Here is a 22,056-nt window from a genome sequence, read left to right as displayed (position 1 = left end):
CGTCACAGCAAGCCGCGGCGCCGCGAAATGACGAAGGCCACATAGACCCCCGCGAGGGTCACGGCGAGGCCATACCAGGTCAACGCATATTCAAGGTGCCGGTTGGGGAAGGACAGCCGCGTCTCCCCGCCCTGGGGCAGGCCGCCGGGATTGGGACTTTCATCGGCATCGATGATGAAGGGCGCCACCTTTGCAAGCCCGCGCGCGGCGGCAATCTCCGCCGGGTCGCGCCGGAACCAGGCATTGTGGGCGGGATCGTTCGCCGGCACGAACCAGCTCGCCTCCTCGGGCATGCGCAGCAGGCCGGTGACCGTCACCGGCCCCTGGATCTGACCGTCCCGGCGGCTGTCGGGCGCGCGGCGATCTTCCGGAACAAAGCCGCGATTGACCAGGATCGCCGCCCCATCCGGCAGAATCAGCGGCGTCAGCACCTGGAAGCCCGGCCCCTTGAACGGCCCTTTCGGGTCGGACAGGACCGTGTAGATCAAGGTTTCCTTGGCATGGTCGAACGTGCCGGTGGCCCGCACCGGCTGATACTCGTCCACCTCGCGCGTCACGCTCGGCCATTGGGACGCGGGCAGCACCGGGTGCGGCGGCTGCGCCGCGCGGGCCTCGACCTGTTCGATGAGGCCATTCTTCCAGCTCAGCCGCTCCAGCTGCCAGGTGCCGAGGCCGAGCAGCGCCACGAACGCGACCAGGGAGGCCAGGGTGGGCAGCAGCAGCCCGCGACGCAGCGATCCGCTCATTCGCCGTCGCGCGGCTCCAGTCGCCCCTCGGACGCCCGGTTTGCATATTGCATCGCCACCAGCACGCCCTTGAATGGGCGAAGCAGGCCGAGCGTGACGATCAAGATGCCCGGGATCCACAGCAAGGCGTGCACCCAGAGGGGCGGCTCGAACGTGACCTCCACCCAGAAGGCGAGCGCGACCACCAGGAACCCGCCGATGAGGATGACGAAGACCGCAGGGCCGTCACCCGCATCGATGAAGGAGTAATCCAGGCCGCAGGCCTCGCATTCCGGAGCGAGCTGCAGAAACCCCTTGAACAATTTTCCCTTGCCGCAGCGCGGGCAGCGGCAGGATAGGCCCGCGACGATGGGCGAGACCGGGCTGTAATACGGTTCCATGGTCATCCCCGTTCACGGCCGCAGCCGCCGGCGAAACAAAACGGGGCGGCTCGCGCCGCCCCGCCGATTCCTGAGAAACCCTTGGGGCTCCGGCGACCTCAGTGGGCGGACGCGCCGGCGCCCCACACATAGATGAAGGCGAACAGGAACAGCCACACCACGTCCACGAAATGCCAGTACCAGGCGGCCGCCTCGAAGCCGAAATGCTTCTGCGGCGTGAAATCCCCGGCCACGGCGCGCAGCAGGCACACCAGCAGGAAGATGGTGCCCACGATCACATGGAAGCCATGGAACCCGGTCGCCATGAAGAAGGTGGCGCCATAGATGTTGCCGGAGAAGCCGAAATGCACGTGCAGATATTCGAACGCCTGGCAGCTGGTGAACAGCACACCCAGCACGACCGTGAGCAACAGGCCCCATTTCAGACCCTGGCGGTCGTTTTCCAGCAGCGCATGATGGGCCCAGGTGACCGTGGTGCCAGAGGTGAGCAGCAGCAGCGTGTTGAGCAGCGGCAGATGCCAGGGATCAAGCGATTCGATGCCATGGGGCGGCCACACGCCGCCGGTCACCTCGAAGCGCGAATAATTGATCGCCTCTCCGGAGAACAGGGCGGCATCGAAATAGGCCCAGAACCAGGCGACGAAGAACATCACCTCGGACGCGATGAACAGGATCATGCCGTAGCGCAGGCCGATCTGCACCACCGGGGTATGGAAACCCAGATGGCCTTCGCGGATCATGTCCCGCCACCAGCCGAACATGGTGTAGAGCACGCCCAGAAAGCCGATCCCCATGGGAATGGCCGTGCCGCCGTGCATCCACACCACCGCGCCGCCGGTGAGAATGAAGGCCGAGATCGAGCCCACGATGGGCCACGGGCTCGGCTCCACCATGTGATAATCGTGCTGCTTCACGTGTCCCTCGGCCATTTGAAGCGGCCTCCCCTTCCAGCATTAAAATTCTACCAGGACCTGCCGCCCCGCCGCAATGCGACGGTTGTGTCCAGCCCCACCAACCAACCCACCCGGCCGTCCGGGCTTGATCTCTTTGCCGCCTCGCCACTGCGCGGCACCGGCGGACCCAAGGCTCACAGAGCCTTCTTGGAACTCTCGCTCGCCGGCTCGGCCGCGCGCGCAACCGGCGCCGCGGGCTTGGGAGCGGGGAAAAAGGTGTAGGACAATGTGATGGTCTTCACATTGTTGAATTCCGGATCGTCCGCGATGGCGGGATCGATGAAGAACACCACCGGCATGTCCACCTTTTCCTTGCCCTGCATCGTCTGTTCGGAAAAGCAGAAGCACTGCATCTTCACGAAATAGGCGCCCGCGGGGGCCGGCGTGACATTGTAGGTGGCGTTGCCGTAGGTCTCCGCCGAGGAGAGATTGCGGGCGAGGTAATAGACCATCTTGGTCTCGCCCACGCGCACGTTCACATCCGCCTGTTCGGGCTTGAACTCCCACGGCAGGCCGGGGGCGATATTGGAGTCGAACCGCACCTGGATGGTGCGGTCGAGCACCTTGTCGGGCGCGGCCGTGCCCACCCGCGTCGCTCCGCCGAAGCCGGTGAGCGAGCAGAACATCGCGTAGAAGGGAACGATCGCATAAGCCGCGCCGACCATGCCGAGGGCGAACGCGAGGCATGCCAGGGCCACCGGCAGGTGCCGGAGGCGCCGCCGCTTCGGAGTGGCGGCCGAGCCCGGTTCGGGCAAGGGGGGCTGCGCGGCTGCGCTCATTTCATCCTCACAGCGGCCGGTTCAACACGGCCGGACCCATCTTCACGATGGTGACCACGTAGAAAAGGATCACCAGGAAACCCAGCACCGAAGCGATGGCCACCGAGCGCGCCCGCCGCCGCCGCTTCTGCTCATCGGTCAGCACGATGCCCTCACTCTCGGGCGCGCGCTTTTCCTTCTTGTCCACCACGCATCACACTCCCACCAGCGCTTCGGCCAAAAGCGAGGCGAAGAGCAAAAACAGATACAGAATGGAGAAGCCGAACAATTGCTTGCTCGCCTTCACAGCCGCCGCACCTTCGCGCACGCGGTAGACCTTCACGGCGAACCAGACCATGCCGGCCCCGAGAATGGCAGCCACCGCGCCATAGCCGTATCCGGCATAGCCGAGCGCAACCGGTGAGAGGGCGAGCGGAACCAGGAACAGCGTGTAGAGCAGGATCTGCCGGCGGGTTTCGTCCGGTCCCGCCGTCACGGGCAGCATGGGCACGCCGGCGCGCGCGTAATCATCGGCGCGATAGAGCGCGAGCGCCCAGAAATGCGGCGGCGTCCAGAAGAAGATGATCGCCACCAGCAGCAGGCTTTCGAACCCCACGGAACCGGACGCGGCCGCCCACGCCACCATGGGGGGAAATGCGCCGGCCGCGCCGCCGATCACGATGTTCTGCGGCGTCGAGCGCTTCAGCCACATGGTGTAGATGACGACGTAGAAGAAGATGGTGAAGGCCAGCAGCGCACCGGCCAGGACATTGACCAGCAGGCCGAGCACCACCACCGAGAAGGCCGAAAGCGTCAGACCGAAGGCGAGGGCTTCTTGCGGCGTCACGCGGCCGGCGGGAATGGGACGGTTCTTCGTGCGGGCCATGACCGCGTCGATGTCCGCATCCCACCACATGTTCAGCGCGCCCGCAGCGCCCGCGCCGACCGCGATGCACAACAAGGCGGTGAAGGCGATGACCGGATGCACGTGGTCCGGCGCGCGAACCAGGCCAACCAGGGCCGTGAAGATCACCAGCGACATGACGCGCGGCTTCAGGAGCGACAGGTAATCGCGCGGCGAGGCGAGGCCGAGACCCGCTTCGCCACCGCCCGTCGTCTGGTTCAAGCTCACGCTCACATCGCTCATGCGCACTCGTCCTGTCATACTGGTCTTGCTCGGAGCCCGCCTCGTGGCGTCGCTCCTTTTTACGCGTCAACTAAGCCGCCGGTGCGGCGCGCCACATGGCCCCTGCGCTCCCGCAAGTGCAGGCAGCGGGAGTCCGCCTGGTCCGGGTCCGGGTAATCGACACCCACGGACCGACACCCTGCCGCCCTTCCCTGCCCAAGCCCCTTGTCCCCGAAACGGAACCGGCGCGGGAAACCGCGCCGGTTCGCCTCGAGGGAAAGCCGACGCTCACTTGATGCGCGGCAGAACTTCGAACTGGTGGAACGGCGGAGGAGAGGTCAGCGTCCATTCCAGGGTCGTCGCACCGGGTCCCCAGGGGTTAGGGCCGGCCAGTTCCTTGCGGCGGAAGGCGACCACGATGCCCGTCAAGAAGATCAGCACGGCGAAACCGGAGATGTAGGAGCCGATGGAGGACACGAAATTCCAGTGCGCGAACGCATCGGGATAATCCACATAGCGGCGGGGCATGCCGGCGAGGCCGAGGAAGTGCTGCGGGAAGAACACCAGGTTCACGCCCACGAACGTGACCCAGAAGTGCAGCTTGCCCCAGAATTCCGGGATCATGTAGCCGCTCATTTTCGGGAACCAATAATACCACCCGGCGAAGATGGCGAACACCGCGCCGAGCGACAGCACGTAGTGGAAATGGGCCACCACGTAATAGGTGTCGTGCAGCGAGCGGTCGATGCCGGCGTTGGAGAGCACGACGCCCGTCACGCCGCCGACGGTGAACAGGAAGATGAAGCCGATCGCCCACAGCATGGGGGTGCGGAACTGCACCGAACCGCCCCACATGGTGGCGATCCAAGAGAAGATCTTCACGCCCGTCGGGATGGCGATGATCATGGTTGCCGCGACGAAATAGGACTGCGTCGAAGCCGAGAGGCCCACCGTGTACATGTGGTGCGCCCACACCACGAAGCCGACCACGCCGATCGCCACCATGGCGTAGGCCATGCCGAGATAGCCGAACACCGGCTTGCGCGAGAAGGTCGAGACGATGTGAGAGACGATGCCGAAGCCCGGCAGGATCAGGATGTACACTTCCGGGTGGCCGAAGAACCAGAACAGATGCTGGAACAGGATCGGATCACCGCCGCCGGCCGGATCGAAGAAGGTGGTGCCGAAATTGCGGTCCGTCAGCAGCATGGTGATGGCGCCGGCGAGCACCGGCAGCGACAGCAGCAGCAGGAAGGCGGTGATCAGCTGGGCCCAGGCGAACAGCGGCATCTTGTGCAGCGTCATGCCCGGGGCGCGCATGTTGAAGATGGTGGTGATGAGGTTGATCGCCCCGAGGATCGAGGACGCGCCGGCGATATGCAGCGCGAAGATCAGCAGGTCCATGGCCGGGCCGGGATGGCCGAGCTTGGAGGAGAGCGGGGGGTAGATCGTCCAGCCGCCGCCGAAGCCGTTGGAGCCGGCGGCGCCTTCGACGAACAGGGAGATGATCGCCAGCCCGAACGCCGGCGGCATCAGCCAGAAGGCGATGTTGTTGATGCGCGGGAAGGCCGTGTCCGGCGCGCCGATCATCAGCGGAATGAAGTAGTTCCCGAAGCCGCCGATCAGCGCCGGCATCACCATGAAGAAGATCATGATGAGGCCGTGGCCCGTGGTGAACACGTTGAAGGTCTGCGGGTTCTTGAAATACTGGAGGCCCGGCTCCATCAGTTCCAGACGGATGCCAATGGACAACGCGCCGCCCACGATCCCCGCCACGATGGCGAAGATCAGGTACATGATGCCGATGTCCTTGTTATTCGTCGAGAACACCCACCGCTTCCATCCCGTGGGATTGTGCTCGGCATGTGCCGCGTCGTGCGCGATAGCCTCGGTGGCCATGAGTCTAGTCCTCAATCTCTTGACGTTGCCGTCTTATCTTTAAGCGCCGTGGGGTCGTGTCTGGTCCGCGCGCGGACCCTTCGATTTCAGGGCGCGAGACGACGGATGCCTTCTCGCGCCATCTTTGTTCGTGTCGGCTCGACGCGTCCGGGCGGACGCCTCAGTTGGCGGCATCCGCAAGCACGAGCGTACCGGCGACCGGGACCTGCGCCGTGCGGACATCCGAGGGCGCGGCCGAAAACTTCTGCTTGGCCTGGGCGATCCAGGCATCGAATTCAGCCTGGCTCACCACCCGCACCGCGATCGGCATGAAGGCATGGTCGCGGCCGCACAGCTCCGAGCACTGGCCGTAATAAATGCCTTCCTTGGTGGCCTTGAACCAGGATTCATTCAGGCGGCCCGGCAGCGCGTCGATCTTGACGCCAAAGGAGGGCACCGCGAAGGAATGGATCACATCGGCGGCGGTGACCTGGATGCGCACGGTCTTGTTCACCGGCACGATCACTTCATTGTCCACCGCAAGCAGGCGCGGCTGGCCGGGCTTCAGGTCCTTTTCCGCGACCATCAGCGAATCAAAGCCGAAACCGCCGTTGTCGGGATATTCATAGGACCAGTACCACTGATGGCCCGTGACCTTCACGGTCATGTCCGCCGGCGGAATGTTCAGCTCCAGATGGAGCAGGCGGAACGAGGGGATCGCGATCGCGACCAGGATCATCACCGGAGCGACGGTCCAGATGACCTCGATCAGCGTGTTGTGGGAGGTCTTCGAGGGCACCGGATTGGCCCGCTCGTTGAAGCGGACCATCACGATCGCCAGCAGCACCATCACGAACAGCACGATGGCGACGATGATGGCGAGCACGAAATTGTTGAAGGAGTGGATGCTGGCCATCACCGGCGTCGCAGCATCCTGAAGGCCGATCTGCCAATCCGACGGCTGGCCCATACCGGCCCACGCAGCCGAGCTCAGCGAAATCGCGGCGACCAGCGCGGCCACGGCGAGAGCACCGGTGCGAATGAACGAAATCATGGTAATCTGCTCTCCCTGCGCGGCGCCGTCGCTACCGCAAGCGCAGCGGTGATCGGTAGTTGGCGGACGCCGTAAGCACGCTCGATTGGCCGGCGCATTCTTGACTTAAATCAAACACAAATCACTGCCTCCCGCAATTGCGGCGCACAGGCGCACGATGCGACACAAGGTCGGACTCCCCCTTCCATCGACGTGCCGGCAAAAAGAATCCCGCCTGCGGATCGCCCCCCGTCCGCAGCGCGGACACCGGCGATCCGCGGCCGGCACAGGGGCCGGCGGAGGCCGCCCCGGCCCTTCTCCATCAATTCTCCGTTTTATTCCGCAAAGCGCCGCCGCATTCTTGACATGGACGGTCAGCCTTTTAAGCCAAAACGCACGGGCGCCACGCTACGCCCGCAGTGACAGTCGCGGCCCGTTTTGGATTGCCGCCAGTTTTCGGAGCCGGTGCCCATGGAGTTCATGTTGTCGCGGGGCCTCGCCCGCACGGATCGGCGCCCTGAGGGCGCTCGCATGGTGCTGCCTGGCAAGGTGTTCTGCGCCCTCATGGTCGCGGCATTCGGCTTCTGCGCCCTGCTCGGCCTCGCGCAGCCGGCGGCGGCGCAGGGAGTCGTGAAGCAGGTGTATGGCGACTGGCAGATTCGCTGCGATACTCCTCCGGGCGCGCAAACCGAGCAGTGCGTGCTGCTCCAGAGCGTGCAGGCGGACGACCGGCCCAACGTGGGCCTGACCGTCATCATCCTGAAGACCGCCGACCAGAAGAGCCGGCTCCTGCGCGTGCTGGCGCCGCTCGGCGTGCTGATTCCCTCCGGCCTGGGGCTCAAGATCGACGATACCGATGTGGGCCGCGCGGGCTTCGTGCGCTGCCTGCCCAATGGCTGCGTCGCCGAAGTGGTCATGGATGATGCCCTGGTCGGCAAGCTGCGGCAGGGCAAGCAGGCGACCTTCATCATTTTCCAGACGCCGGAGGAAGGCATCGGCATCCCGCTCGGCCTCAACGGCTTCGGTCCCGGATTCGACGCTCTCAAATAGGCCGTTGCCGTTACGCCACACGCCGCCGCAAGCACCCGTTTACGATCACAATTCTCTTTGTGGGGGACGCCGTCCCGCCTTTAATGACAGATGGTTCGGACGGCATGGTTTGGCCATTGTTGCTCTGCACAAGAGCGGCCGGCGCAAGCTTGGCAGAAGGCATGGCGGATGCACGGAGACGACCACACCCTGTTCATCAGCGCCCTCGCCTTCCTGGTGGCGGCCGTGGTGGCCGTGCCGGTGGCGCGGCGGCTGGGTCTCTCGCCCGTGGTCGGTTATCTGGCGGCCGGCATCGCCATCGGCCCGGCGGGCTTCAATGTGGCCGATCCGACCACGGTGATCGCCGTCGCCGAACTGGGCGTGGTGCTGCTTCTGTTCCTCATCGGGCTTGAGCTTCAGCCCTCGCGCCTGCTGTCCATGGGGCGCTATATTTTCGGCCTCGGCACCGCGCAATTGCTGATTACCGGCATGGTCATCGCGCTTGTGGCCTGGCTGCTCGGATTCGGCATCGCCGGCGCCATCATCACGGGCATGGCGCTGGCCATGTCGGCGACCTCGATCGCCTTGCAATTGCTGGGCGAGCACAATGATCTGTCCTCCGGCTACGGCCAGCGCGCCTTCTCGATCCTGCTGTTCCAGGATATCGCGATCGTGCCGCTGCTCGCCCTCGTGCCGCTGCTGGCGCCGGGCGAGACCAATCTCGGCACGGATGCGACCGCGACCTTGCTGAAGGCGGCGGCGGCGCTGGCGGCGGTGAGCGTGATCGTGGTCTCGGGCCGGTTCCTGCTCAATCCCCTGTTCCGCTTGCTGGCCCGGTCCGGCGCGCGGGAAGCGATGACGGCGGCGGCGCTGCTGGTGGTGCTCGGCGCGGCAGGGCTGATGGCGACCGTGGGGCTCTCCATGGCCCTCGGCGCGTTCCTGGCCGGGCTGCTGCTGTCGGAAAGCACCTTCCGCCACGAGCTGGAAGCCAATATCGACGCCTTCCGCGGCCTGCTGCTGGCGGTGTTCTTCATGGGCGTCGGCATGTCCCTGGACCTCAAGGTCCTGCTGCCGCATATCCTGCCCGTGGTGCTTGCCGCCCTGATGATCACGGCGATCAAGTTCCTGGTCGTGTTCCTGCTCTATCGCACCGACCACCGCACCGACGCCGACGCGCTGCGGGCCGGAGCGGTCCTGATGCCGGCGGGCGAATTCGCCTTCGTGCTGTTCCCGCTCGCCCTCGCGAACGGCATTCTCAATCGCGAACAGGCGGAGCTTCTCACCGCCACCGCCGCGCTGACCATGATGATCGGGCCGCTGGTGTTCGCCGGCATCGGCCGCCTGCTGCCGCGGCTTCGCCATGCCGAGCCGGAGCCGGAGCCGGACGATTTTACCGACGCCAACGGGCGCGTGCTCGTGATCGGCTTCGGCCGCTTCGGCCAGATCGTCTCGCAATGCCTTCTGGCGGAAGGCGTGGGCGTGACCATCATCGACAATGACGTGGAGATGATCCAGAGCGCGGGGCGCTTCGGCGTCCATATCTATTACGGCGACGGCACGCGCCTCGACGTCTTGCGCGCCGCCGGCGCCGACCAGGCGGAGGTCATCGCCGTGTGCGTGGACGATCGCGAGGCCGCCGACCGCATCGTCGATATCGCGCAGGCGAACATGCCCAATGCCCGGCTGCATGTGCGTGCGTTCGACCGCGTCCACGCCATGGCGCTGCTGCGCAAATCGGTGGATTACGAAATGCGCGAGACGCTCGAATCGGCGTTTGCGTTCGGGGGGCGGACACTGGAGGCGCTGGGCGTTGACCAAGAGGCGGTCGCCGCGCTGGTCGCCGATGTGCGTGCCCGCGACCGCAAGCGGCTTGAGCTCCAGGTCCAGGAAGGCCTCTACGCCGGCATCGAGCTGACCGGCCAGAAGGTGGAGCCCGAGCCCCTCACCGATCCCAACAAGCCCGCCAAGCCGCTCAATCCCGAGGCCCAGGACGTGCTCGCCCACGAGACCGAATTCTCCGGCTGACGGCGGCGCACGGCGACGTCGACGCGCTGTCTTCGCGTCGCGCACCGGTTTCCCCTTCGCTCGAAAACGCTCTAGAACGGGCGGCCCGCCGTTCTCTGCCTGGCGCGATCCACCCGCCGGCAGGTCTCCCCGACACAGCCCACACGAGCCTCACGGACCGCATGAGCGCAGCGCCCGCGAAATTCCTTCAGGGTTCCATCATGCGCCACGTGGCGGTGATGGCCGCCACGGGGTCGATCGGCCTCGTCGCCGTGTTCCTCGTGGATCTGCTGAACCTGTTCTACATCTCGCTGCTCGGCGAGGCGGAACTGGCCGCCGCCATCGGCTATGCCGGGACGATGCTGTTCTTCACCACCTCGGTGGCGCTCGGCATCATGATTGCGGGCTCGGCCGTGGTGTCGCGCGCGCTCGGTGCGGGCAACCGGGAGGACGCCCGCGCGCTCGCCACCATCGCGACCCTCTACATGGTGCTGGTGTGCGTCGGTCTCACCGCCGTCTCGCTGCCGCTCATCCGGCCGCTGCTGTCGCTGCTCGGCGCCCATGGCCGCACGCTGGACATCGCCGACCGCTTTCTCGTGGTGGTCACGCTCTCGACGCCGCTGCTGGGCATCGGCATGGTCGCCTCCGGCCTGCTGCGCGCAACCGGCGATGCGGGCCGGGCCATGTGGGTGACGCTCGGCGGCGGGTTGCTGACCGCGGTGCTGGACCCGATTCTCATCCTCGCCCTGGGCCTGGGCGTGGATGGCGCCGCCATCGTTTCCGTCGCGTCGCGCCTGTTCATGGCCGCCTACGGATTGCACGCGTGCCACAGACGGCACAATCTGTTTCGCCGGCCCACGCTCGCCATGTGGCATCGCCACGCCGGGCCGATCTCGGCGATCGCCATTCCCGCCATCCTCACGAATGTCGCGACCCCGGTGGGCAATGCCTATGTCACCGCCAAGCTCGCCCCGTTCGGCGACGGCGCGGTGGCGGCTTTCGCGGTCATCGGCCGGGTGATTCCGGTGGCTTTCGGCCCGCTGTTCGCGCTGACCGGAGCGGTCGGCCCCATCTTCGGGCAGAATTTCGGCGCCGGCCTGTTCGACCGCCTGCGCACCACGCTCAAGGACAGCCTGATCCTGACGCTGCTCTATGTGTGCGCCGTGTGGGTGCTGTTGGCCCTGCTGCGCAATACTATCGCCTCGGTGTTCGGCCTCACCCCCGAGGGCCAGCAGATCGTCGCTTTCTTCTGCCTCGTGACCGCCGGCAGCTTCATCTTCCTCGGCGGATTGTTCGTGGCGAACGCGGCCTTCAACAATCTCGGCGCCCCGCTGCTCTCCACCTTCTTCAACTGGGGGCGCGCCACTGTAGGCACGATTCCGCTGGTCTGGATCGGCAGCGACTTGATGGGCGCGAACGGGGTGATTCTCGGACAGGCGCTCGGCGCTGTCGCGTTCGGCATCGCCGCCATGATTTTCGCCTTCCGCGTGATCGAAAGGATCGCCGCCGCGCCCCCGCCGGTGAGCGATCGCGGGCCCGCGCCGCATCTTTCCACCGTGGAATTGCCGCCGCTCTCTTCGCCGCAGGATGCAACCGCCATCGAGCCGTGATTTTGGCGAGACGATGGCGTAGAGTCGCGAACTCGGGAGGCCGTTCAATGGACCAGTTCGTGCAATTGCTGAGGGCCGCTCAAGGCGGGCAAGGCCTTGAGAATCTCGCTCAGATCTACGGCCTCACGGCACAACAGGCCCAGAAGGCCGCGGAAGCCGTGATGCCCGCCTTCGCCGCCGGCATCCAGCGCGCCATGCAGTCGCCCGAGGGGCTCGCCAGCCTCATGGTGCTGATGATGCGCGGTCCCTATGGCGGCTTTTATGATCGCCCGCCCGCAGCGCCCGACCAGTTCACGCAAGCCGGCGCCAATGCGCTCGACGCGCTGTTCGGCTCGCCGGAAATCAGCGCGGCGGTAGCCAATCACGCCGCCGCCAGCACCGGCCTTGCGACGGCGGTCGTGCGCAAGATCATGCCGGATTTCGCGACCCTCGTGATGGGCGGCCTCACCAAGTCGCTGGCCGCCTCGGGCGCCATGAACCAGATGCTCGCGGCCATGCTGGCGCGCGCCAACGGTCTGCCCGTGCCCACCGGGAATCCCTGGGTCGACGGTCTGGCGACCTGGATGAACAGCGCCATGCCGCGCCAGAGCCAGAGCACCGGCAACCCCTGGGTGGACGCATTCGCGCAGATGATGCTGCAATCCCCCTGGAGCGGCGGCGACGCAGGCGGGTGGGGCCAGGCTGGCATGGGCGCGTCCTGGCCCGGCGCGGCGCGCGCCCAGGCCGCGACCTATCGCGGACCGGCGGAGCGGGCCGGCGCGGCAAGCCAGGATGTCTATGGCAATGCCGCCAATGCGTGGCAGGAACTCATCGCCGCCATGATGGAAACCATGACGGCGGTTTCCGGCGAGGCCGCGGCGCGCCAATCGGCGGCGCGCCAATCCGCTCCGCACCAGGTGGCCGCTGCGGCGAAAACGATCGCCTTGCCGCCTCCCCCGCCGCCGCCTGAGCCGCTTGCGGCGCTGGGGCAATGGCCGATGCAGGATTATTTCGCCCAATTGTTCGCCCAGGGCTTCCCGCCGAATGCCAAGACCAGCGGCCATGATCCGGCGAGCCCGTTCGCCAGCCTCGCCGCCTTCTATCCGTTCCCGGATTTCTGGAGCCAGATGCTCGGCCGCAGCGCGGCCCACGGGCATGCCTCGCCGACGAAGACCGGGACACGGCCCACCCGCAAGGGCTGAACGGGTCGCCGCATAAAAGAAGGCCCGCGCCGGTTGCGGCCGGCACGGGCCCAGATGGGCGGTCGCGAGGGGCTTTGACCGCCGATCGAAAATCCTGCGTGATCAGCTCGGGCGGCGCGCCTTGGGCCATACTGCCGCGCGGCGCTCGACCACCCGCCGCACCAGCAAGGTGGAGGGATCGACCCACACCGGCTCGGCCGCCGCGTCGCGCACGTCGCCGCGCGTGAGGCCGATATCGCGCAGCATGTGATCGTCGAGCGCTCCGAGGGCGCGAACGACACGACGATGCTCAATGGCGCGAACCATTTTCAGACCCTGGTCGAGCGACTGGATCAGGAACGCGGCGAGGACCGCCCCGAAGGGCGCGACACCGGTCGTGCGGATTTCGCCATGAATGTTCATCGTCACCTCCATTGCCCGACGCCTGCCCTTCTGCTCCCTGGAGCCGCGGGGGGACCACCCGATCTCACCGCGCCGGGGCCCCTTGCTTGTGCGACGATGCGTAAAATCACGCTAGCGAATGTTTTTCATCTGAAATATCATTAATGCTGATAGATCGAGATCGCCCATGACCATATTGTTCGACACGGATCAGCTGCGGACCTTCGTCGCCATCGCCGAGACCGGCAGTTTCACGCGCGCGGCCGAAGTGGTTCACAAGACCCAGTCGGCGGTGTCCATGCAGATGAAGCGCCTGGAAGAGCGGGTCGGCCGCCCGGTGTTCGCCCGCGACGGGCGCGCCTCGCGCCTGACGGACGACGGCCAGCGCCTGCTGGACTATGCGCGGCGCATCGTGAAGCTCAATCTGGAAGCGGTCGCGAGCTTCGCCGATGCCACCCTGTCCGGCCGCGTCTGCCTGGGCGTGCCGGACGATTACGCGGATCGCTATCTGCCGGAAATCATGGCCCGGTTCTCGCGCACCCACCCCTCGGTGGAACTTACCGTCATCTGCGAGCCGAGCTGCGAACTGGTGGAGCGCATCAAGGCGGGAACGCTCGACCTCGCCATCATCACCTACACCGAGACCTCGGCGCGCGATTCGCAGGTGATCCGCCGCGAGCGCCTGCTGTGGGTGGGGTCCGCGCGGCACGCCGCCCATCTCGAAACGCCGGTGCCGCTCGCCCTCGGGCGCCCGACCTGCGTGTGGCGGGACGCGGCCGTGACGCGCCTTGCCGGCTGCGGGCGCGCCCATCGCGTGCTCTACACCAGCCCCAATTCCGGCGCCGTCTCCGCCGCAGTGCTCGCAGGCCTCGCGGTCAGCGTCTTTCCCGAATCGGCGCTGCGGCCGGGCATGCGGGTGCTCGGACCGGCGGACGGCTACCCGCCCCTACCTCCCTGCGATATCGCTCTGCTGCGCAATCGCCATGAGCCGAACGCGCTCGCCGACGCCCTCGCGCTCCACATCATCCAGGGCCTCGACAATGTCACCGAGGCGGACGCGGCGGAATAGGCTCAGCGCGCTGCCGCGCGGCCCTTGGTCAGCACCACCACGTTGCCGGCGAGCACCAGGGCGACGCCGAGGCCGGCCTCCAGGGTCCAGTGATAGCCTTCGAACACGGTGGAGATGAGCAGCGCCACCAGCGGGAAGAGCACCGTGCCGTAGCCCGCGCGACTGGCGCCGATGCGGCGGATCAATTGCAGATAGATGGCGAAGCCGAGCAGGGTCGGCCCCAGGATCAGATAGCCGAGCGCGCCGAGATAGCGCGGTGTCCACTCCACCTGGATCTGCGCGCCGGACACGAGGGTCGCCAGCAGGAACACCAGGCATCCATAGGCCATGCCCCAGGCGGTGGCCGAGAACAGCGGCAGGCCGTGCCGCGAAACCACGCCGGTCAAAAGGCTGCCGAGCGAAAACAGGATGGTGCCGGCGACGGCGAGCGCGAGCGCCGCCAGCACCGCCCCGTCGAAGCCGGTTTCGACCAGGCTCGGCTCGAACACCAGCGCGATCCCGCCGACGCCGAGCAAGGTGCCCACCAGGATGCGCGCGGTGAGGCGGGTGCCGAACATGATCGCCGACAGAACCGGAATGCACACCGAGGCGAGCGAGAATATCACCGACATGACGCCGGATTTCAGGTGGTATCCGGCATAATAGAACGTCAGGAAGTTCAGCGAGAACAAGCACACGCCGAGCCCGGCGAACAAGAGGTGATGGCGCGGCCGGAAAGCGAGCCGGCCGCCGGAAATCCCCACCGCCAGAAACATGATCGCCCCGGCGACGAGAAAGCGCAGCATGCCCGAAACCTCGGGCGCGACGACGCCCAATTGCAGGCGCAGGGGCAGCCAGCCGGAGCCCCACAGCAGCACGGTCGCAACATAAAGCGTCGCCTCCACGGGGCCGAACGCTGTCGGGGCGGCGGGAGGCGGGGGCGCGGCCATTTCTTTCCTAACTCCGGGAGATGGCCCGTTAGACCCCACCGGCGCGCCGCGCGAACCACCCGCCCGCGCATGGCCGCCATGCGCGAGGAACATATGACCGCCGTACCGGGGTCGGTCGCCTCAATAGGCGAGCGCCGTGAACGCCGGTTCCACCGAGCCGTTCCAAGGGCCGAGATAGAGGTCGCGCAGCTTTTCCGCCGGTGTCTTGCCGCTGGCGAGAACCTCCTTCAGCGGAGCGAGGAAGCGTGTTTCGTCGCGGCCCTGGCTATCCAGATGGCGCCGCCGCTTGAGGCCGGCCTCGGACAGGGCCACCATGTCGGCGGCGATATCGCGCACCTTGCGGCCGGCGATGGTGGCGTCGAGGGCGAGGCGGGGAACATCGTCGCGCAATGCCTGCCGCTCGGCCTCGGTCCAATCCTTCACCAGATCCAGCGCGGCGTCGAGGCTGACGGAATCATACAGCACGCCGGCCCACAGGGCGGGCAAGGCGCACAATTCCGCCCAGGGCCCCGCGTCCGCCCCGCGCATCTCCAGGAAGCGCTTCAGCCGCACCTCGGGGAAAATGGTGGAAAGGTGATTCACCCAGTCCGACAAGGTCGCGGTCTCGCCCGGCAGGGCGGGATGCCGGCCGGCGAGCAGATCGCGGAAAGAGGAGCCGGCAACATCGATGTAAGCATCGCCGCGCTTGACGAAATACATCGGCACATCAAGCGCATAGTCCACATAGCGCTCGAAGCCCATGCCCGTCTCGAAGGCGAAGGGCAGCATGCCGGCGCGCTGGTTGTCCGTGTCGCGCCAGATCTGCGAGCGGAACGAGAGAAAGCCGTTCAGCTTGCCCTCGGTAAAGGGGGAATTGGCGAACAAGGCGGTCGCGATGGGCTGAAGGGCCAGGCTCGCCCGCAGCTTGCGCACCATGTCCGCTTCCGAGGAATAGTCCAGGTTCACCTGCACGGTGCAGGTGCGGAACATCATGTCGAGGCCGAGCGTGCCGACTTTCGGCATGTAATTGGCCATGATCTTGTAGCGGCCCTTGGGCATCACCGGCGTCTCGGCGCGGGTCCATTTCGGGCTCATGCCGATGCCGAGAAAGCCGATGCCGAGCGGCTCGGCCACCTGGCGCACCTGCGTCAGATGCGCGTTGATCTCCGAGCAGGTCTCATGGATCGTCAGCAGCGGCGCGCCGGAAAGCTCGAACTGGCCGCCCGGCTCCAGCGATATGGCGCCGCCGCCGTGCGGGTCCGCGAGGCCGATCAGGGTTTCGCCTTCCAGGATCGGCTCCCAGCCGGAGAGGCTCCGCATGCCTTCCAGAATCGCCCGGATTCCTGCCTCGCCTTCATAAGGAACGGGTTCGTGCCGGCCGATGGTGAAGGGGATCTTCTCGTGCTCGGTGCCGAGCCGGAAGGCCGATTCCGGCTTGTTCCCCTGTTCGATCCAGGCGACCAACGCGTCGCGGGATTGGATCGGGGTCGCATCCAGCATATCGCGAGCCATGCGCGCATTTTCCCTGGCACCCTCCGGAAGGGGAGCACAAAGTCCCCTTGCCGGAAGCGTACCGCGTAAAGAGGTTGGATCATGCCGCGCACCGGCGCTGGGCGCTGGCGGGCATGGTCGAGAACGGGCGCGCGAACATACACGGCGCCCACGCCACCGCAAACCGTCCGATGCATGCCGGTTTCAAACGCGCGTTAACGTCGCGCTCCAGCTGATTGAGGCGGCGATTCGTGTCTTCGCGCCGGCACCTTCACGCCGGCGGAGCCCCCTGCCCTGCAGCCCCCTGCTCCGCCGGTTTGGAAAGAGCCTCCCGCCGCCAGACCGCGAACACCACCACCGTCAGCGGCGTCGCCAGCAGCACGCCGAGCGGGCCGAGCAGCGTCCCGAAGGCCACCACGGCGAACAGGCTGACCGCCGGGGGAAGCGAAACCATCTCCTGCTGAAGTAGCGGCGAAATCACGTTGCCTTCCAACTGCTGCACCACCACGAACAGGGCCAGCGTCCAGGCCGCCTCCTCATAGCCCACGGTGAAGGCGAGCAGCAGCGCGGGCACCGCCGACACCACCGGGCCGATCATGGGCACGAATTCCGCGAGCCCCGTGAACAGGCCGAGGGCGAAGGCGGACGGGATGCCGATGATCGACAGGCCGACGCCGCTCAGCACGCCCACCAGGATCATCGCCAGAAGCTGCGCCTTCAGGAAATTGCGCAGGCCGAGATTCGCCCGGTCCAGCGCCGCGTCGACCTGCGGCCGCCAGTCGCGCGGACACACGAGCAGAATGCCCCGGCGGTACAGCTGCGGCTGGATGGCGAGATAGATGCCCCCGACCACGACCAAAAACAGGCCGAGCAGGACATTGGCGACATTGCTGGTGAAGCCGCGCAGCGCGGTCAGCACCGTGGTTCCGGACGGCACGGCATTTTCCGCGTGGCGGATCAGATCGTCGGTCAGGCCCTGCAAACCGAAGCGATCGCGGAACTCGGCCCAGGCCTGCGGCAGGCGCTGCACCAGTTCGCTCACCTGCGCCTGGATGAGGCTGCCGAACAGATAAAGGGTGAGCCCGAGCGCCACCGCCACCAGCAGCCCGGCCACCGCGAGCGCGGCCCGGGGCGGCAGGCCGGTGGCGCGCGCGATCGGCTCCGCCAAGGCGTGCAAGGCCATCGCGATCAACACCGCCGCGAAGATGAGCAGGATGAGATCCGAGAGGAGCCAGGCCACGAGGAAGCCGGTGGCAACGAGACAGCCGATCGCCACCCCGCGTGCGACGCGCGTCTCAAAATCCATGTGGGGTTTCCATCTGCGGCGTCCTTCCTCTGGCGACGCGATCCGTCGCGCCTCCGCAACGCCGCCTGCCGAGGAGCGTTCCCGCAGCCATCCTATCCCACCCCACCGCCGCCCGCCTGAACATCGCGGCGCCGGGCGCTGGTGCCGTCCGCATTCAGGCCGAGGGGTGCTTGCGCCGCTCCTCTTCCACCAGCTCCTTCTTGGAAAGCTTGCCCACCAGGGTCTTAGGCAGCGTGTCGCGGATTTCCACCTCCTTCGGCAGCTCGATTTTCGACACTTGCGTGGCGAGGAAGGCGAGCAGTTCGTCGGGCGTCGCGCTCACCTCCGCCCGCAGGGTCACGAAGGCCTTGGGGCTCTGGCCGCGATATTTGTCGGGCACCGCGATCACCACGCATTCCGCCACGGCCGGATGCAGATAGAGCGCTTCCTCGATCACGCGGGGATAAACATTGTATCCCCCACACAGGATCACGTCCTTGATGCGGTCCACGAGGAACAGATAGCCGTCGGCATCCATGTAGCCGACGTCGCCGGTGCGGAAGGCACCGTCCACGAACGCGTGGGCGGTCTCTTCCGGCCGGTTCCAATAGCCCGCCATCACTTGCGGCCCGCGCGCGCAGACCTCGCCCTTTTCCCCAAGCGGCACCAGGCGAGTGGGATCGGCGAGATCGCGGATCTCGATCCGCGTGCCGGGAACCGCGGTGCCGACCGACCCATCCTTGATGATCCCCAGCGGCGGATTGGCGGTGAGCACGGGCGAGGTCTCGCTCAGCCCATAGCCCTCCACCAGCTTGCAGCCGCTCAATTCCTCGAAGCGATGGCGCACCTCGCCCGGCAGGGGCGCGCCGCCGGAAATGCACAGGCGCAGCGAGGACAGATCGTATTTGGCGAGGTCCGGCGCATTGTTGATGGCGGTGTAGATGGTGGGAACGCCGGGAAACAGCGTCGGCTTCTGCGTGGCGATGGTCGCCAGCAGGTCGCCGAGGTGGAAGCGCGGCACGAGGATGATTTCAGATCCGGCGGCGATGGGAATATTCATCACCGTGGTCATGGCGAAGACATGGAAGAGCGGCAGCACGCCGAGCACCCGTTCGCCGCCCACCTCCAGGCAGTTCACATGGGCTTTCACCTGGCGTGCATTGGCCACCACATTCGCATGGGTCAGCATGGCGCCCTTGGGAATGCCCGTGGTGCCCCCGGTATATTGCAGCACCGCGACATCGCGCAGCGGATCGACCGAAACAGGTGCCGGCCGGCCCACGTCATGCACGAGATCCTGGTAGCGGATATGGCGGCCGTCCTGCCGCGAGAACTGCGCCAGGTCCTTGCGGCGCAGCAGCGGAAACAGCAGTCCCTTCACCCAGGGCAGGACCTTCGCGAACGGGCAGACGACGATCGTCTTCAGGCCCGACTCGTCGGCCACCGCCGCGACGCGGGAATGGATCACCTTCAGGTCTGGCACCACCATGATGGTGGTGCCGGAATCGCGGATCTGGTTTGCCAGCTCCCGTTCCACATAGAGCGGGCTGAAATTCACCACGATGCCGCCGGCCCGCAGGATCGCGTAATAAAAGATCACCGAATAAGGCGTGTTGGGCAGGCACAGGCCGACCCGCGTCTCCTTGCGCACGCCGAGGCGCTGGAGGCCGGCGGCGGCGGCATCGACCATGGCGCCGAGCTGGGCGTAGGTCCATTTGCGGCCCATGAAATTCAGCGCCGGGCGCGCGCCGTATTCGGCCACGCTCACGTCCAGCAGGTCCGTCACCGGCCCCGTCGCGATGCCTGCGTCCTGATTGCGATCGAGCATTTCTGTGTCCCTCTCGACGGAGGCGCATCGCCGCGTGACACGGTGAACGGCCTCTCTTGCTTGCGAGGGCGCCTAAGGGCGCCGCCGCGCGCATCATGGGGCGCAATTGCGCCGGGAAAGCGAAGCTTGGCGCGCTTTCCCGCGCGTGCCCCTCACCTCACTTGGTGATGAGGGCAGCCTTCACCGGGGCCGTGTCGAAGCGGTAGCGCACGCCCACGGACACGATGTCCACATAGGCGTTGTTCACCTCGGCGACCAGCACGCCACGGGTGAGATTGGCGGTGTCGAGCGGGGACAGGTTGATCGGGCCGCTTTCGCCGAAGATGTGCGTATAGGCGAGATCGATGCTCAGATTTTCCGTCCAGGCATAGGTCAGGCCGCCCGAGAGCCACAGGCGGTTGCTGTCCGGCAGGCGCGGGGTGCGGTATTCGTCCGTGACGGGCGAGATTTCATAAGCAAGACCCGCGCGCAAGGTGAGCTTGGGGTCCCACTGATATTCGAGGCCGCCGGAGAAGAACCAGCCGTCCTGCCAATGCAGCGACAGGATCGAGGGAGCGGTGGGGACAGAGCTGTTCGGCTGGATGACCAGTTGCTGAAGGTTCGACCAATTGGTCCATTCCACCGTGCCGAGCACGGTCCAGCGCGGATCGAGCTGCGAGCGCAAGCTGGCGGTGATCTGGTCCGGCAGGTTCAGGCCGGCGGTGGTGGGAGACTGGCCGGCGATGGCTCCGATGGGCAGGGACAGAGTGGTGGAGCCGCTCAGATTCTGGTCGATGGCCGAGCGATAGCCGATGCCGAGCGTGGTGCCGGGGCGCAAGGTGAACAGGGCGCCGAGGGTGAAGCCGACGCCCATATCATCGCCATTCACTTCGGCCGAGCCCTGGAGAAAGGACGGCGCGCCGGTGAGGATCTGCGCCTGGTTCAGCTTGGCGTCGATGTAATTCACGGCCACGCCGCCGCCGAGGGTCAGCCAGTCGTTGACCTTATAGGCCACCGACGCGGTGGCGTTCATGTCGAAGATGCGGCTGTAGCAACCGTAATAGCGGCCGGACCAGTTGCACGGCGCGTCCGTGATGAGGCCGTAGGGCGACGTCACCGCGAGGCCGACCGCCCAGCGGTCCCACGCATAGCTGAGATAGCTGGTGGGAAGCGTGCCGTTGTCGACGATGTCGCCGACGCCCACGTTTCCGAGATTGGTGCCGAGCGCGGAGCGGGCGCCGATCACGTCGATGGACGCATGGGGGGCGATATAGGTGACATTGCCTTCGACCGAGAGTCCGGGCGCAAAGCTCATCGCCGCCGGGTTCCAGTACATCGAGGCAAGGCCCGCTCCGCCGGCGGCGTTACCCGCGAACGACGTGCCCTGATAATAGGAGCTCTGCTCGCGCAGGCCGAAGCCGCCGGCGGAGGCGGTCGAAACGCCGCCAAGAAGCAAGGCCGGCACCATCAAGGCGGAACCGGTACGGGCGATCGCGTGACGTTTGGACATAATGCCCCCTAGGGTTGCGTTTCCGGCGGGCATCCCGTCTTTTGTGCGGCGCACGTATCAGTGCTTCCGATGCCCTATACGTCAACAAAGATGCCTAACCGGGCGGGAGCGTCAACCGGAGTGGCGGGCATTTATCTCCAAAATCAACTTTAACCACACCTCTGTGGCAGACGTGCAACGCCATCCGCCGGGGTAAATCAGTCAAGACGACTGACTTCTGGCGAATCCTCTACGATACGACAGCCAGATTGACGTTTTTCCACTAGCCGAGAAACACACGGCATAGGATCCGCCATTGTGCATCGCGCCGTGGCCACCTCCGAATCTTTCGCAATGCAATATTGATGCGGCCGCGTGCGTCTCCTCGTCTTCCCCACATGGGGGACCAGGGGCTTGCGCCGAAGGTTAAAGCATGTATCCTGCCGTTCGTTGGATGACGTATAGGTAAGGGTGCGACAGTGGCAGTTAAGCGCGGTGCCTCCGGTGCCATAACCGACACATTCTTCACCGTGACCGAGCTGGCGCGGGATCTTTCCGTCACGGCCCGCACCATCCGCTTCTATGAGGACAAGGGACTCATCACCCCCCGCCGTGCCGGCAATATCCGCGTCTATACCAAGCGCGACCGGGCACGGATGGCGCTGATTCTTCGCGGCAAGCGGCTTGGCTTCAGCCTGCGGGAAATCAAGGAATATCTGGACCTTTACGATGTCGATCCGACCCAGATCGAGCAGATCCGCCTGCTGCTGAAGCAGGTGCGCACCCGGCTCGAAATGCTGGAGGACCAGCGCCTGGCGCTGGAGGAAACCATCGTCGAGCTGAAGGAGATCGAAGCGCAGACCGAGGAGGCCCTGAAGCAGGAGACCGCCTCCCAACGCATCGCCGGCTGAGGCCGCGCGTCGGCGCC

At 66.3% G+C, this 22,056-nt stretch carries 20 protein-coding genes; 6 read left to right on the top strand and 14 right to left on the bottom strand.

From position 1 onward, the window contains the following. Positions 1–2: 2 nt before the first annotated feature. The 8 genes from V5F84_RS12360 to coxB all read right to left on the bottom strand — a co-directional run bounded on the left by V5F84_RS12360 (position 3) and on the right by coxB (position 6,895). Positions 3–746: an SURF1 family protein gene (locus V5F84_RS12360; RefSeq protein WP_394045721.1), complete on the bottom strand. Its 744-nt coding sequence runs from the start codon at positions 744–746 to the stop codon at positions 3–5. Beyond that, the gene (locus V5F84_RS12355) at positions 743–1,132 is read right to left on the bottom strand and encodes a DUF983 domain-containing protein (protein ID WP_394045723.1); all 390 of its coding nucleotides are present in this window, start codon (positions 1,130–1,132) and stop codon (positions 743–745) included. Before V5F84_RS12355 ends, V5F84_RS12360 begins: the two co-directional genes overlap by 4 nt. Before the next feature lie 92 nt (positions 1,133–1,224). Then, positions 1,225–2,055 (bottom strand): cytochrome c oxidase subunit 3, encoded by an 831-nt coding sequence (locus V5F84_RS12350; protein ID WP_394045724.1) that lies wholly within the window; start codon positions 2,053–2,055, stop codon positions 1,225–1,227. A 158-nt stretch (positions 2,056–2,213) separates the two neighbouring features. Next, positions 2,214–2,858: a cytochrome c oxidase assembly protein gene (locus tag V5F84_RS12345; protein WP_394045726.1), complete on the bottom strand. Its 645-nt coding sequence runs from the start codon at positions 2,856–2,858 to the stop codon at positions 2,214–2,216. A 7-nt stretch (positions 2,859–2,865) separates the two neighbouring features. Beyond that, positions 2,866–3,045, bottom strand: a complete 180-nt coding sequence (locus tag V5F84_RS12340) for a cytochrome c oxidase system small membrane protein (RefSeq protein ID WP_394045828.1) — start codon at positions 3,043–3,045, stop codon at positions 2,866–2,868. A 6-nt stretch (positions 3,046–3,051) separates the two neighbouring features. Then, entirely contained in the window at positions 3,052–3,984 is a 933-nt protein-coding gene (gene cyoE, locus V5F84_RS12335) for a heme o synthase (RefSeq protein ID WP_394045728.1), read from the bottom strand. A 267-nt stretch (positions 3,985–4,251) separates the two neighbouring features. Further along, entirely contained in the window at positions 4,252–5,862 is a 1,611-nt protein-coding gene (gene ctaD / locus V5F84_RS12330; protein WP_394045730.1) for a cytochrome c oxidase subunit I, read from the bottom strand. A gap of 160 nt (positions 5,863–6,022) precedes the next feature. Beyond that, on the bottom strand, positions 6,023–6,895 hold the full coding sequence (gene coxB / locus V5F84_RS12325) for a cytochrome c oxidase subunit II (protein WP_394045732.1): 873 nt from the start codon (positions 6,893–6,895) through the stop codon (positions 6,023–6,025). 510 nt (positions 6,896–7,405) lie between these two features. Here coxB and V5F84_RS12320 point away from each other — a divergent pair. The 4 genes from V5F84_RS12320 (at position 7,406) to V5F84_RS12305 (ending at position 12,698) form a co-directional block, all read left to right on the top strand. Then, positions 7,406–7,924 (top strand): invasion associated locus B family protein, encoded by a 519-nt coding sequence (locus tag V5F84_RS12320; RefSeq protein ID WP_394045734.1) that lies wholly within the window; start codon positions 7,406–7,408, stop codon positions 7,922–7,924. Positions 7,925–8,092: 168 nt separating this feature from the next. Further along, positions 8,093–9,928, top strand: coding sequence for a monovalent cation:proton antiporter-2 (CPA2) family protein (locus tag V5F84_RS12315; protein ID WP_394045736.1), 1,836 nt, complete (start codon positions 8,093–8,095; stop codon positions 9,926–9,928). A gap of 161 nt (positions 9,929–10,089) precedes the next feature. Then, positions 10,090–11,517, top strand: a complete 1,428-nt coding sequence (locus V5F84_RS12310) for an MATE family efflux transporter (RefSeq protein ID WP_394045738.1) — start codon at positions 10,090–10,092, stop codon at positions 11,515–11,517. Between the two features lie 47 nt (positions 11,518–11,564). Then, a complete protein-coding gene (locus V5F84_RS12305; protein WP_394045740.1) occupies positions 11,565–12,698 on the top strand; it encodes a DUF937 domain-containing protein in 1,134 nt (377 codons plus the stop codon). A 102-nt stretch (positions 12,699–12,800) separates the two neighbouring features. On the opposite strand, the gene V5F84_RS12300 is transcribed toward V5F84_RS12305, so the two are convergent. Beyond that, positions 12,801–13,100, bottom strand: coding sequence for a DUF1127 domain-containing protein (locus tag V5F84_RS12300; protein WP_394045742.1), 300 nt, complete (start codon positions 13,098–13,100; stop codon positions 12,801–12,803). A 166-nt stretch (positions 13,101–13,266) separates the two neighbouring features. Here V5F84_RS12300 and V5F84_RS12295 point away from each other — a divergent pair, with 166 nt between their 5' ends. Further along, positions 13,267–14,148 (top strand): LysR substrate-binding domain-containing protein, encoded by an 882-nt coding sequence (locus V5F84_RS12295; protein WP_394045744.1) that lies wholly within the window; start codon positions 13,267–13,269, stop codon positions 14,146–14,148. Positions 14,149–14,150: 2 nt separating this feature from the next. Here the strand turns inward: V5F84_RS12295 and V5F84_RS12290 are convergent, their stop codons facing one another. From V5F84_RS12290 to V5F84_RS12270, 5 genes are all read right to left on the bottom strand, one after another. Continuing rightward, positions 14,151–15,077, bottom strand: a complete 927-nt coding sequence (locus tag V5F84_RS12290; protein ID WP_394045746.1) for a DMT family transporter — start codon at positions 15,075–15,077, stop codon at positions 14,151–14,153. A gap of 120 nt (positions 15,078–15,197) precedes the next feature. Next, entirely contained in the window at positions 15,198–16,568 is a 1,371-nt protein-coding gene (locus V5F84_RS12285; protein WP_394045748.1) for a glutamate--cysteine ligase, read from the bottom strand. A 250-nt stretch (positions 16,569–16,818) separates the two neighbouring features. Continuing rightward, on the bottom strand, positions 16,819–17,853 hold the full coding sequence (locus V5F84_RS12280) for an AI-2E family transporter (RefSeq protein ID WP_394045750.1): 1,035 nt from the start codon (positions 17,851–17,853) through the stop codon (positions 16,819–16,821). 154 nt (positions 17,854–18,007) lie between these two features. After that, entirely contained in the window at positions 18,008–19,660 is a 1,653-nt protein-coding gene (locus V5F84_RS12275; RefSeq protein ID WP_394045751.1) for a long-chain-fatty-acid--CoA ligase, read from the bottom strand. Positions 19,661–19,817: 157 nt separating this feature from the next. Continuing rightward, positions 19,818–21,149, bottom strand: a complete 1,332-nt coding sequence (locus tag V5F84_RS12270) for an OmpP1/FadL family transporter (protein WP_394045753.1) — start codon at positions 21,147–21,149, stop codon at positions 19,818–19,820. A gap of 458 nt (positions 21,150–21,607) precedes the next feature. Here V5F84_RS12270 and V5F84_RS12265 point away from each other — a divergent pair, with 458 nt between their 5' ends. After that, complete coding sequence (locus tag V5F84_RS12265) at positions 21,608–22,039, top strand: MerR family transcriptional regulator (protein WP_394045755.1); 432 nt, start codon at positions 21,608–21,610, stop codon at positions 22,037–22,039. The last annotated feature ends 17 nt before the right edge of the window (positions 22,040–22,056 follow it).

Source organism: Roseixanthobacter liquoris, assembly GCF_043195135.2.
Lineage (GTDB): Bacteria > Pseudomonadota > Alphaproteobacteria > Rhizobiales > Xanthobacteraceae > NCEH01.
This window is presented reverse-complemented; position numbering and strand designations above follow the sequence as displayed.

Bases quoted from the DNA above. Each gene is read 5' to 3' on its own strand.
- V5F84_RS12290 (WP_394045746.1), bottom strand. From the start codon at position 15,077: ATGGCCGCGCCCCCGCCTCCCGCCGCCCCGACAGCGTTCGGCCCCGTG.
- V5F84_RS12350 (WP_394045724.1), bottom strand. From the start codon at position 2,055: ATGGCCGAGGGACACGTGAAGCAGCACGATTATCACATGGTGGAGCCG.
- V5F84_RS12270 (WP_394045753.1), bottom strand. From the start codon at position 21,149: ATGTCCAAACGTCACGCGATCGCCCGTACCGGTTCCGCCTTGATGGTG.
- V5F84_RS12300 (WP_394045742.1), bottom strand. From the start codon at position 13,100: ATGAACATTCATGGCGAAATCCGCACGACCGGTGTCGCGCCCTTCGGG.
- V5F84_RS12320 (WP_394045734.1), top strand. From the start codon at position 7,406: ATGGTGCTGCCTGGCAAGGTGTTCTGCGCCCTCATGGTCGCGGCATTC.
- V5F84_RS12280 (WP_394045750.1), bottom strand. From the start codon at position 17,853: ATGGATTTTGAGACGCGCGTCGCACGCGGGGTGGCGATCGGCTGTCTC.
- V5F84_RS12295 (WP_394045744.1), top strand. From the start codon at position 13,267: ATGACCATATTGTTCGACACGGATCAGCTGCGGACCTTCGTCGCCATC.
- V5F84_RS12275 (WP_394045751.1), bottom strand. From the start codon at position 19,660: ATGCTCGATCGCAATCAGGACGCAGGCATCGCGACGGGGCCGGTGACG.
- V5F84_RS12285 (WP_394045748.1), bottom strand. From the start codon at position 16,568: ATGGCTCGCGATATGCTGGATGCGACCCCGATCCAATCCCGCGACGCG.
- V5F84_RS12315 (WP_394045736.1), top strand. From the start codon at position 8,093: ATGCACGGAGACGACCACACCCTGTTCATCAGCGCCCTCGCCTTCCTG.
- V5F84_RS12360 (WP_394045721.1), bottom strand. From the start codon at position 746: ATGAGCGGATCGCTGCGTCGCGGGCTGCTGCTGCCCACCCTGGCCTCC.
- V5F84_RS12345 (WP_394045726.1), bottom strand. From the start codon at position 2,858: ATGAGCGCAGCCGCGCAGCCCCCCTTGCCCGAACCGGGCTCGGCCGCC.
- ctaD (WP_394045730.1), bottom strand. From the start codon at position 5,862: ATGGCCACCGAGGCTATCGCGCACGACGCGGCACATGCCGAGCACAAT.
- V5F84_RS12355 (WP_394045723.1), bottom strand. From the start codon at position 1,132: ATGACCATGGAACCGTATTACAGCCCGGTCTCGCCCATCGTCGCGGGC.
- V5F84_RS12305 (WP_394045740.1), top strand. From the start codon at position 11,565: ATGGACCAGTTCGTGCAATTGCTGAGGGCCGCTCAAGGCGGGCAAGGC.
- cyoE (WP_394045728.1), bottom strand. From the start codon at position 3,984: ATGAGCGATGTGAGCGTGAGCTTGAACCAGACGACGGGCGGTGGCGAA.
- coxB (WP_394045732.1), bottom strand. From the start codon at position 6,895: ATGATTTCGTTCATTCGCACCGGTGCTCTCGCCGTGGCCGCGCTGGTC.
- V5F84_RS12310 (WP_394045738.1), top strand. From the start codon at position 10,090: ATGAGCGCAGCGCCCGCGAAATTCCTTCAGGGTTCCATCATGCGCCAC.